This window comes from Martelella sp. UBA3392, assembly GCF_002358775.1.
GTDB classification, from domain to species: Bacteria; Pseudomonadota; Alphaproteobacteria; order Rhizobiales; family Rhizobiaceae; genus Martelella; species Martelella mediterranea.
In genome coordinates, this window is the sequence record NZ_DEPM01000224.1 from 29,062 (window position 1) to 40,031 (window position 10,970).

Annotated in this window: 10 protein-coding genes; 3 read left to right on the top strand and 7 right to left on the bottom strand. The window is 61.3% G+C overall.

Features of this window, described 5'->3' with window-relative positions:
* Both edd and B4E36_RS18125 read left to right on the top strand, forming a co-directional pair.
* A partial coding sequence (edd, locus tag B4E36_RS18120; RefSeq protein WP_345900645.1) for a phosphogluconate dehydratase occupies nt 1-1,284 on the top strand: 1,284 nt, incomplete at its 5' end.
* Nucleotides 1,285-1,555: 271 nt separating this feature from the next.
* Nucleotides 1,556-2,227 carry an outer membrane protein gene (locus tag B4E36_RS18125; protein WP_292054291.1) on the top strand — a complete coding sequence of 224 codons (672 nt, stop codon included), beginning with the start codon at nt 1,556-1,558 and terminating at the stop codon, nt 2,225-2,227.
* A gap of 132 nt (nt 2,228-2,359) precedes the next feature.
* On the opposite strand, the gene B4E36_RS18130 is transcribed toward B4E36_RS18125, so the two are convergent.
* The 5 genes from B4E36_RS18130 to B4E36_RS18150 all read right to left on the bottom strand — a co-directional run bounded on the left by B4E36_RS18130 (nt 2,360) and on the right by B4E36_RS18150 (nt 8,941).
* Nucleotides 2,360-3,457 (bottom strand): ABC transporter ATP-binding protein, encoded by a 1,098-nt coding sequence (locus B4E36_RS18130; RefSeq protein WP_018065167.1) that lies wholly within the window; start codon nt 3,455-3,457, stop codon nt 2,360-2,362.
* A 14-nt stretch (nt 3,458-3,471) separates the two neighbouring features.
* Nucleotides 3,472-5,127, bottom strand: coding sequence for an alpha-glucosidase family protein (locus B4E36_RS18135; protein ID WP_345900646.1), 1,656 nt, complete (start codon nt 5,125-5,127; stop codon nt 3,472-3,474).
* A 47-nt stretch (nt 5,128-5,174) separates the two neighbouring features.
* A complete protein-coding gene (locus B4E36_RS18140) occupies nt 5,175-6,317 on the bottom strand; it encodes a carbohydrate ABC transporter permease (RefSeq protein ID WP_018065165.1) in 1,143 nt (380 codons plus the stop codon).
* Nucleotides 6,318-7,328, bottom strand: a complete 1,011-nt coding sequence (locus B4E36_RS18145) for a carbohydrate ABC transporter permease (RefSeq protein ID WP_018065164.1) — start codon at nt 7,326-7,328, stop codon at nt 6,318-6,320.
* Between the two features lie 254 nt (nt 7,329-7,582).
* Nucleotides 7,583-8,941, bottom strand: coding sequence for an ABC transporter substrate-binding protein (locus tag B4E36_RS18150; protein ID WP_292054285.1), 1,359 nt, complete (start codon nt 8,939-8,941; stop codon nt 7,583-7,585).
* A 430-nt stretch (nt 8,942-9,371) separates the two neighbouring features.
* Between B4E36_RS18150 and B4E36_RS18155 the strand changes: the two genes are divergently transcribed.
* A complete protein-coding gene (locus B4E36_RS18155; RefSeq protein ID WP_230718778.1) occupies nt 9,372-10,394 on the top strand; it encodes a LacI family DNA-binding transcriptional regulator in 1,023 nt (340 codons plus the stop codon).
* A gap of 28 nt (nt 10,395-10,422) precedes the next feature.
* Here the strand turns inward: B4E36_RS18155 and B4E36_RS18160 are convergent, their stop codons facing one another.
* Nucleotides 10,423-10,677 (bottom strand): ArsR/SmtB family transcription factor, encoded by a 255-nt coding sequence (locus B4E36_RS18160; RefSeq protein ID WP_018065161.1) that lies wholly within the window; start codon nt 10,675-10,677, stop codon nt 10,423-10,425.
* A gap of 61 nt (nt 10,678-10,738) precedes the next feature.
* A partial coding sequence (locus B4E36_RS18165; RefSeq protein ID WP_345900647.1) for a hypothetical protein occupies nt 10,739-10,970 on the bottom strand: 232 nt, incomplete at its 5' end.

Here is a 10,970-nt window from a genome sequence, read left to right on the forward strand (position 1 = left end):
GGTCCCATGACCACCGGCCAGGGCAATGACGAGAAATCGCATATCCGCCAGCTCTATGCGGAGGGCAAGGTCGGGCGCAAGGAACTGCTGGAATCGGAATCGAAATCCTATCACGGTCCCGGCACCTGCACCTTCTACGGCACCGCCAACTCCAACCAGATGCTGATGGAGATGATGGGCCTGCACATGCCGGGCGCCTCGTTCATCAACCCCAATACGCCGCTGCGCGATGCGCTGACAAAGGAGGCGGTGAAGCGCGCCTTCGCGATCACCGTTGACGGCAACGAGTTCACGCCCGTCGGCCAGATGATCGACGAGCGCTCGATCGTCAATGGCGTGGTCGGCCTGCACGCCACCGGCGGCTCCACCAACCACACCATGCATCTTGTGGCGATGGCGCGAGCCGCCGGCATCCAGCTCTCCTGGCAGGATATCTCCGAACTCTCCGATATCGTGCCGCTGCTTGCCCGCGTTTATCCGAACGGGCTTGCCGACGTGAACCATTTCCACGCCGCCGGCGGCATGGGCTATCTCATCCGCCAGCTTCTCAACGCCGGCTTCCTGCACGACGATGTCCGCACCGTGTTCGGCGAAGGCATGGAAGCCTATGCGATCGACGTGAAGCTCAATAGTGATGGCACTGTGCTGCGCGAACCGATCGGCGACGGCCCGAGCGCCGACCCGAAGGTGCTGACCACCCATGACAAGCCGTTCCAGCCCAATGGCGGGCTGAAGATGCTTGCCGGCAATATCGGCAAGGCGGTGATCAAGATCTCCGCCGTCAAGCCGGAGCGCCGCGTGATCGAGGCCCCGGCGATCGTGTTCCACGACCAGCAGGAACTGCAGACGGCCTTCAAGGCCGGCGACCTCAACCGCGACTTCATCGCGGTCGTCCGCTTCCAGGGCCCGAAATCGAACGGCATGCCGGAGCTTCACCGCCTGACCCCGCCGCTCGGCGTGCTGCAGGACCGCGGCTACAAGGTGGCGCTGGTTACCGACGGGCGCATGTCCGGGGCTTCCGGCAAGGTGCCGGCCGCCATCCACGTAACGCCGGAAGCAAAGGACGGCGGGCCGATCGCGAAGATCCGCACCGGCGACCGGATGCGGCTCGATGCCGAGGCCGGGACGCTGGAGGTTCTGGTGCCGGCGGAAGAGTTCGATGCGCGCCCGCTTGCGGAAGCCGATCTCACCGGCAATGAGTACGGCATGGGGCGGGAACTGTTCGCCCCGTTCCGCCATCATGTCGGCACGGCCGATCACGGCGCCAGCGTGTTTTTCGAGTGATCGTTAAGATCATTCGCATTACGTGAATGGCCGCCCCAATTCGTGCGCCTTGCTGCCACGAAATAAACACACGCCACCAATAATCGTCGGCTCGGGAAACAAATCCCGGGCCTATTTCGTTTCCAAGGCAAGGGTCAATCGAGCAGGGGACACTGTAACATTCCAGCAACAGCTCCCAACCAAGTGCGCGGGATGTGCAAAGTTAATTTGATCGATTGATTAAATCACCTATCTAGACACTAGGTGAAACACATCGAAGGAGTACAAAGTAATGAAAAAGATTCTTCTCGCTTCCGCCGCTTTCGTCGCCATGGGCGCCGCTGCCCAAGCCGCTGACGTGGTCATGACGCCTGCAGCCGAACCCTATGTCGCTCCGCAGGTCATCCCCCAGACCTTCAGCTGGACCGGCTTCTACCTCGGTGGCACCGGCGGCTACGATTGGGCGACCGCCAACCTCAACTTCAACGGCACCCAGGTCGGCAGCGACGATTTCGATGGCGGCAAGCTCGGCGGTTTCGCCGGCTACAACTACCAGTTCAGCAACAACGTCGTTCTCGGTGTTGAAGGCGAGCTCGACTATAACTGGAACGAGCAGGACTATAATGTCGGCGCGCCCTTCACGGTAAAGGCCGGTTCCGACTGGGAAGGTTCGGTTCGCGCCCGTCTTGGTTACGCGTTTGACAAGGCTTTGATCTACGCAACCGGCGGCTGGGCGATTGCCAACGGCTATATCGACGGTGCTGGCCTCGACCAGGACCAGGCGTTCAACGGCTGGACCGTCGGCGCCGGTGTTGACTACGCGCTGAGCAACAACGTCTTTGCCGGTCTGGAATACCGATACACCGACTTCGGCAAGAAGGACTTCGACGGCGCTCTGACCGGTTTCGAAGCGAAGGACTACACGTCCAACCGCGTCATGGCCCGCGTCGGTTACAAGTTCTGATCTCCCGAATGGCGGACGTCCCCCTGTCCGCCATTCATTCTTCGCTGTGCCCCCTCCCGCGGCGAAGAATACAGAAAAGCCCGCCGGCGAATGCCTGGCGGGCTTTTTTTTGCGTGGGCGCGGCGGATGCGATCAGCGGTAAAGGTAGCTGTGGCCGCTTTCGTCGAAGAGGTGCAGCCTTTCCGAGTCGGCAACGAAGCGCATCACATCGCCGGGCTTGCCCTTGTGGATGCCGGGCAGCTTGACGATGATCGGATCCTCGTCGATGAGATCGCCCTCGATATAGATCAGCGTCACCTCGCCCAGCGCCTCGATGATCGCGATCTTGCCTTCGAACAGGAAGTCCTCGCCCTCGGCGGCCTCGCGCACATCCTCGGGCCGCACGCCGAAGCTTGCCTTCTTGCCGACATCCTTTTCGGGCGTCTTGACCGGCACCTCGAAACGCTTGCCGTCCTTGAGCTCAACCTCGGTGGTCTCGCCCGCGCGGGTGATCTTGACCGGCATGATGTTCATGGCCGGCGAACCGATGAACTGGGCCACGAACAGGTTTGCGGGCCGTTCGTAAAGCTCCAGCGGCGCGCCGACCTGTTCGATGTAGCCGCCAGAGAGCACCACGATCCGATCGGCGAGCGTCATCGCCTCGACCTGGTCGTGGGTCACGTAGATCATCGTGGTATCGGGCATCTTCTCGTTGAGCTTGGCGATCTCGATGCGGGTCGCCACGCGCAACGCGGCATCGAGGTTCGACAACGGCTCGTCGAACAGGAACACCTTCGGATCGCGGCAGATGGCGCGGCCGATCGCCACGCGCTGACGCTGGCCGCCCGAAAGCGCCTTCGGCAGGCGGTCAAGATAGGGCGTGATCTGCAGCATGTCGGCGGCAGCCCGCACGCGGCGGTCGATCTCTTCCTTGCTCTCCTTGGCGATGCGCATGCCGAAAGCCATGTTGTCGTAGACCGACATATGCGGATAGAGCGCATAGGTCTGGAACACCATGGCGATGCCGCGCTTGGAGGGCGGAATGTCATTGACCACCTGGTCCTCGATCGCGATCGTGCCGCCGGAGATTTCCTCCAGCCCGGCGATCATCCTGAGAAGCGTCGACTTGCCGCATCCGGACGGTCCGACAAAGACGACGAACTCACCCGGCTGGATGTCCAGGTCGATCTTGTGAAGGACTTCGACATTGCCGTAGGATTTCTTCACATCCTTGAGTGTTACACCAGTCATTACCGCCCCTTTCCCTAAGCGCCCTTGCGGGCGAAATATGCGCCCCAGGCAGGAAGTTTTATCGTATTGCCCTCGGCCTCGCACGAGAAGCCGGTTCCTTCAAGCCCGTCCCATGCGCCATCCGGCAGACGCGCCGTCACGGACGCCGCCGAGATGTTGAATACGCAAAGAACACGCTCGTCGCCCAGATGACGGGTGAAAATCAGCACGGCATCATCGTCGGCTTCATGAAACGCGATCCCGCCTCTGGCCAGCGCCGGATGGCTTTTGCGTAGCGCGAGGAAACGCCGGTAGTGCTCCAGCACCGATCCGTCCTCGTCCTGCTGAACGTCGACCGCCTTCATCACATGATCGGGCGAGACCGGCAGCCAGGTCTTCTCCGCCGTGGAGAAGCCGGCATTAACCGCGCCGGCCTGCCAGACCATCGGCGTGCGGCAGCCGTCGCGGCCCTTGAATTCCGGCCAGAACTCGATGCCATAGGGGTCCTGCAGGTCCTCGAAGGCGATGTCGGCCTCGGTCAGGCCCAGTTCCTCGCCCTCATAAAGGCAGATCGAGCCCTTGAGCGTCATCAACAGCGAGGCCAGCATCTTGGCATAGGCCGCCTTGTCCTCGATGCCCGCGCCCCAGCGGCTGACATGACGGACCACGTCGTGGTTGGAGAATGCCCAGCAGGCCCAGCCCTCGGGCGCGGCGGCATCGAAGGCGTTGATCGAGTTGACCACATGCTTCGGCGTCACCGGCTGCGGGGCGAGGAATTCGAAGGCATAGCACATCTGCATCTTGTCGCCGCCGGAGGTATATTCGCCGACGATCTCGAGACCGCGCTGGCTGTCGCCAACCTCGCCAACGGCCGCAACGGCGGGATATTCCTCCATCACCGCGCGCAGGCGTTTCAGGAATTCCAGATTCTCCGGACGGCTCTTGTCGTAGAGGTGTTCCTGATAGTTATAGGGATTGACCGCCGGCGCCGTCTGGTCGTTGCGAAGCTCGGGCGCAAGCGCCGGATTGTCGCGCAGTTGCTGGTCATGGAAGTAGAAGTTGATCGTGTCGAGGCGGAAGCCGTCAACGCCGCGATCGAGCCAGAACCGGGCGACATCGAGCAGCGCGTCCTGAACCTCGGAATTGTGGAAGTTGAGGTCCGGCTGCGAGACCAGGAAATTGTGCATGTAGTATTGCAGGCGGCGGCTGTCCCACTGCCATGCCGAGCCGCCGAAGATCGACAGCCAGTTGTTGGGCGGCGAGCCATCCGGCTTGGCGTCTGCCCAGACATACCAGTCGGCGCGGGGATTATCGCGGCTCGACCGGCTCTCGACGAACCAGGGATGCTGGTCGGAGGTATGCGACAGCACCAGGTCGATCATGATCTTGAGGCCCAGTTCATGGGCCTTCTCGATCATCGCGTCGAAATCGGCGAGCGTGCCGAACATCGGGTCGATGTCCTTGTAGTTCGACACGTCGTAGCCGAAATCCTTCATCGGCGAGGTGAAGAACGGCGAGATCCAGACCGCATCGGCCCCGAGGCCGGCGATATAATCCAGCCGTTCGGCAATGCCGCGGATATCGCCGACGCCATCGCCGTTGCTGTCCTGAAACGAGCGCGGATAGACCTGGTAGATGACGGCGCCGCGCCACCAATCCTTGTCGATGGCCTTGTTATTGGTATCGTTCATTTTCTTGTCTTTTCTTGTCAGTATCGCAGGCAGGGCGTAAGGCGGCGTCAGCCGCCCTTGACCGAGCCCGCCAGCAGGCCGCGCACCAGATAGCGTTGCAGCGCGAAGAACACGATGAGCGGCACGATGATGGAGATGAAGGCGGAGGCCGTCAGGATTTCCCAGTTGCCGCCGCGCGATCCGAGCAGTTCGCGCAGCCTTGCCGTCAGCACGATGGTCTGCTCGCTATTGCCGAGGAACACGGTCGCCACCAGCAGGTCGTTCCAGGTCCACAGGAACTGGAAGATCGCGAAGGAGGCGAGCGCCGGGTAGGACAGCGGCAGGATGATCTTGCGGAAGATCATGAAGTCGTTCGCGCCGTCGACGCGGGCCGATTCCATGATCTCGCGCGGCAGGCCGGCGATATAATTGCGCAACAGGTAGATCGCGAGCGGCAGTCCGAAGCCCATATGCGCCAGCCATATCCCGACATAGGTCTTGGATGGCACGCCGAATATGTCGCCGATCCAGTTATACATCTTCAGAAGCGGGATCAGCGACATCTGGAGCGGCACCACCAGCAGGCCGACGATGACGGCGAGCAGCAGGTTGCGGAACGGGAACTTCATCCACGACAGCGCATAGGCCGCATAGGCCGCCACCAGAACCGGAATGATGGTCGAGGGGATCGCGACCGTCAGCGAGTTCAGGAAGGATTGACCGATGCCTTCCGAGGTCAGGACATTGCGATAGTTCTCAAGCGTGAAGCGCGGCGGTATCTTCGCCGTCACGAAAATGCGCTGGCCGCGCTTGCCGAAGGGCTCCGGCGAGGTCATGCGGAATTCGCCATCGGATTCGACGGTGAGTTCCTGACCGTCGCCCATGTCCGCGGTCTCGCCGGCCTCAAATTCCGTGGGCCTGAGCGACGTCGTGCCGAAGCGGGAAACCTTGCCGCCGGCCCCGTCGAGCGCATTGCCGGTAATGACGTAGAGTCCCCCCTCTTCGGTCTGCCCCTCCGCGCCCGGTGCGCGGTAGATCAGGTTCTGGGTCGAGGTCGCAAGCGACGTCCACCAGCCGGAAGCCACGATCTGGTCCTTGTCGCGCAGCGACGTGACCAGCAGGCCGAAGGTCGGAATGGTCCACAGGATCACCAGCAGAAGCACGGTGATATGGGAGAACCAGACCAGCGGCGATTTCTTGTGCGAGTGCATTTACCGGCCCTCCATCTCTTTGCGCGAATTGCGGATATTCCAGACCATGATCGGGATAACCAGAACCATGATGACGATCGCGATCGTGGCGCCACGGCCGAAATCGCCCCCGCCCCTGAACATCCAGTCGAACATGAGATTGGCGAGCACCTGGGTATTCCACTGCCCGTTGGTCATCGCGAGAACGATATCGAAAATCTTGAGCACGATGATGGTGATCGTGGTCCAGACAACGGCAATGGTGTTGTAGATCTGCGGCACCATGATCTTGAAGAATATCTGCAGGCCGTTGGCTCCGTCGATCACCGCCGCCTCGATGGTTTCCTCCGGAATGCCGCGCAGCGCCGCCGACAGCAGCACCATGGCGAACCCAGTCTGGATCCAGAGCAGGATGATCATCAGGAAGAAATTGTTCCAGAACGGCATGGCGATCCAGACATGCGGCTCGCCTCCCATGGCCACGATGATCGCGTTCAGGATGCCGATCTGGTCGGCGCCGTCGCCGCGATAGTCATAGACGAACTTCCAGATGACGGAGGCGCCGACGAACGAGATCGCCATCGGCATGAAGATCATCATCTTGGCGAAGGAACCCCACCAGATGCGGTCGGTCAGCCAGGCGATGATGAGGCCGAAAAAGGTCGAAAGCGCTGGCACAAAGATCAGCCAGAGCATGTTGTTGAACATCGATTCGCGAAATTCGGAATCGTTGAACATCCAGACATAGTTCGCCGCCCCGACATAGGTGTCGCCCGAAGGACCATGCACCGAATACCAGAGCGAGGCGAAAACCGGATAGACCAGATAGATTCCGAGCGACAACAGCGCCGGCAGCAGGAACAGCCAGGGGCGGATCATGCCGGAGATGCGCAGATTGCGCACGCCCTGCGCCGGATCCTTCGTCTCGGACGGAAAGATGATGTCGAGCAGCTTGTTGGTGCCATAAAAATAGATCATGGCGGCGGCCACGCCTATGACGACGGCCAGCAAGGCTTTGATGATTTGTTCCACGCCTTTCACTCCCCGTAACGGCTGTGCATCGGCAGGTCGCCGCGCCGTTCAGCTTATTTCGGGCCGCCACGGCTCATGGCCGGGCCCCTTTGTTGTGCCGCGCGTTCCAAAGACCGGAATCCCCCTTGGCGAAGCGCGCTTTCAGAAGTCTGCCGCACCGGCCGCCATCTGGCAACCAGGCACGCCTCAGACAGGGCGACCGGGCCGCGAACGGCCCGGTCTATCTTTGCAAATCCTGATGGATCTTTCGACCGTTACTTGATCGAGTCCCAGGTGTTCTGGATTTTCGTGGCAGCCTGCTCGGCGGACTGACCACCGACGAAGTCAATCATGCCGGTCCAGAACGCGCCCGCGCCGATCTTGCCCGGCATCAGGTCGGAACCGTCGAAGCGGAACGTGGTCGCTTCCGTCAGGATCTCGCCCTGGCCGCGTAGCGCGTCATTGGCATAGGCTTCCGGGTTGACGCCGGTGAACGGCGTCAGGAAGCCGGACTGTGCCATCCACACTTCATGCGCGATCGGGGTTTCCAGGAATTCGATGAAGGCCTGGGCCGCGGGGCTGTCCTTGGTGATGCCGAACAGCGTGCCAGCGCCGAGAACCGGCTTGCCGAGATCTTCGCCTTCATAGGCCGGGAAGTAGAAGAAGTCCGCATCCAGGCCAAGCTCGGTACCTTCCGGGAAGAAGGACGGGATGAACGAGGCCATCTTGTGCATGTAGCACTTCGGCGGCGACGAGAAGAGGCCCTTGGGGCTGTCGCGGAAGTCGGTGGACGCCACGGCGGCAGCGCCGCCATCGACGAACTTGTCGTTCTTGGCGAACCAGCCGAATTCATCGATCGCGTTGACGATGCGCGGATCGTTGAACGGAATTTCGTTGGTGACCCACTGGTCGTAGACTTCCGGCGGCTGCGTGCGCAGAACCATGTCCTCGACCCAGTCGGTTGCCGGCCAGCCGGTGGCGCCGCCGGAACCGAGACCGATGCACCAGGGCGTGCCGCCATCGGCGACGATCTGCTCGGTCAGCGCCTTCAGCTCTTCCATGGTTTCCGGCACTTCATAGCCGGCATCGTCGAAATTGTCCGGCACGTACCAGACCAGCGACTTCACGTCGGCCTTGTAGGGAAACGCATAAAGCGCCTTCTCGCCGTCCTTGCCGGCATAGCTCGACAGATCGACCCAGGATTGGCCGGCGGCGTAATTCTCGGTAAGGAATTCGCCGACTTCGGCCGGAAGCTTGGTCAGCAGACCCTTGGCGGCCAGATCGGCGGCAAGGCCCGGCTGCGGGAACACGGCGATGTTCGGCGGGCTGCCGGCCTGGGTGTCGATCACGATCTGCTGCTCGAAGGAGTCCGAACCGGAATACTGCACATCGGCGCCGGTGGCTTCCTCGAAATAGGCGATCACGCTTTCGACCAGATCCTTGTCCGGGCCGAGCCAGGGACCGAAGATCGTCAGCGTCTGGCCCGAAATGTCGCCATGGGCTTCGGCAAACTGGTTGTAGCTGTCCCAGTTGAAGCGGGAATCCTCGCCAACGGGGAATTTAAGATCGGCGGCGCTGGCCGCGCCGGCGAAAAGCGCCAGCGTGGCAACGCCGGTCAGAAGAGCTCTGTTCATGTGATTTACCTCCCATCACATAGGGCCCTGTCGCGGGCCTTGGTTGTCATTCGGCACTTTATTCAAAGCGCTTTGACACCTTCAACCATTTCTCGCGCAAGGGTCAGGAGTCAACCCCCCGCGTCAAAAACAGGCGAAATTTTGGATGATTTGTCTCGGTTTGAATAATTTTCTTGACGGCGACTTGAAAACAATCCCATCAATCGCTTTGATGAATTTCAAGTTTCCCCAAAACGCTTTGAGGAGAGCGGAAAGGAAACACGAAGCCGGAAGTTGCAGCCGCATCAAGCATTTGCAATGAAGCCCGGCACGCCGGCTCAGCCCGCCGCGAAGTCAGGATTGAAAAGTCCTCAAACCCTGCACGGCCAGCGTGACAGCAAAGCCGGCAGGGCGCATGGCGAAAGGGGCCCGGGCATGTGGGAGGATGGATGTGAACCTGAAGCAATTATCGGCCCGGCTCGGCCTGTCTCCGACCACGGTGAGCCGCGCCCTGAATGGCTATCCGGAAGTCAACGCCGCCACGCGCGAGCGCGTGATGAAGGCCGCGCGCGAAACCGGCTACCGCCCGAACCGGACCGCCCAGCGGCTGGCGACCGGCAAGGCCGGCTCGATCGGCCTCTTGATGCCGATCGGCGACCAGGTGATCTCGGATCTGCATTTCGGCGAATTCCTGAACGGGCTCGGTGAGCAGGCGCAGACGGAGGATTTCCACCTCGTCGTCATGCCCTCCGACCCCGCCGACGAGGTCACCGCGCTTCGAAGCCTTGCGACCAGCGGCTATGTCGACGGGTTGTGCCTCGCCTATATCCGCGAGAACGATCAGCGCATCGATTTGATGGAATCCTTCGGCCTGCCGTTCATCGTCCATGGCCGGTTCTTCGATGCGCCGCATGCCTATCCCTCGCTCGATGTCGACAACGAGGCCGCGTTTTACGATGCGACCCGGCTGCTGCTGCAGCTTGGCCACCGCCGCATCGCCCTAATCAATGGCGATGAAAATTTCGGCTTCGCCATCAGGCGTCGCGATGGCGTCGCCAAGGCCTGCCGCGAGGCTGGGCTCGCGCTCGAACCCCGCTTTCACGTGTCAACGCAGATGACGGAGGCCGATGGGCAGCGCGCCGCCGAGCGGTTTCTGGCGCTTGCCGAAACGCCGAGCGCGATCGTCTGTTCCAGCATGATACAGGCGCTCGGCATCGTGCGCGCGATCGAGGCGGCCGGCATGACGCTTGGCGAGGACATCTCGCTGATATCCTATGACGATGTCCTGCCGCTGCTGCGCCCGGAACTCTTCAGCGTGCCGCTGACAACCACGCGCTCATCGCTGCGCACCGCCGGCAAACGGATCGCCGAACGGCTGATCAAACGCATAAACGGCACTGAGACGGATGATTTCGGCGAATTGTGGCGGCCGGAGCTCGTGGTCCGGTCCTCGACCGGACGGGCGCCGGACTGATGTCCGCAGCCCTCACCGCCCGAATCGCTCAGAACTGGCGTATCCAGGCATTAAGGCTGGCGAACCCTTCGGGGTTGATGGCATAGAACCGTTTTGTGCCCACGGGCGTGACCCGCACCAAGTCACTGTCGAGCAGCGCCTTCAGATGCTGCGAAACCGCGGGCCTGCTGATGGGGAGCCCCTCCGACAGTTCGGTAACCGTCTTGGGTTCACGACGAAGCGCCATCAAAAGATGGCGCCGGTTGGGGTCCGCAATTGCGACAAAGGGATCGAATCTGCTCATCGCGGCACATTACGTCAAAGTCAGTAGGCCGGCAAGTAGTCCATTTCTTAAAACAATGGAATCAGAACCTTGCGGAGTCAAAATACTGAACGACGGTCTGGCTATCTTGCGCCTTATTTTTAGAGCCAACTAAAACCTGGGTCGGCTCAGTCGAAACCTGATTATTATTACCCAGTTTCGGCGTTATATTATCATTCGATGATGTCTGCGGCATTGCATCGCCCGGACGCCCGCCCTTTTGCGGGGATACGGGAGCAGCGGCATTGATGCGCGCGGCCGTCGGCCTGAACAGC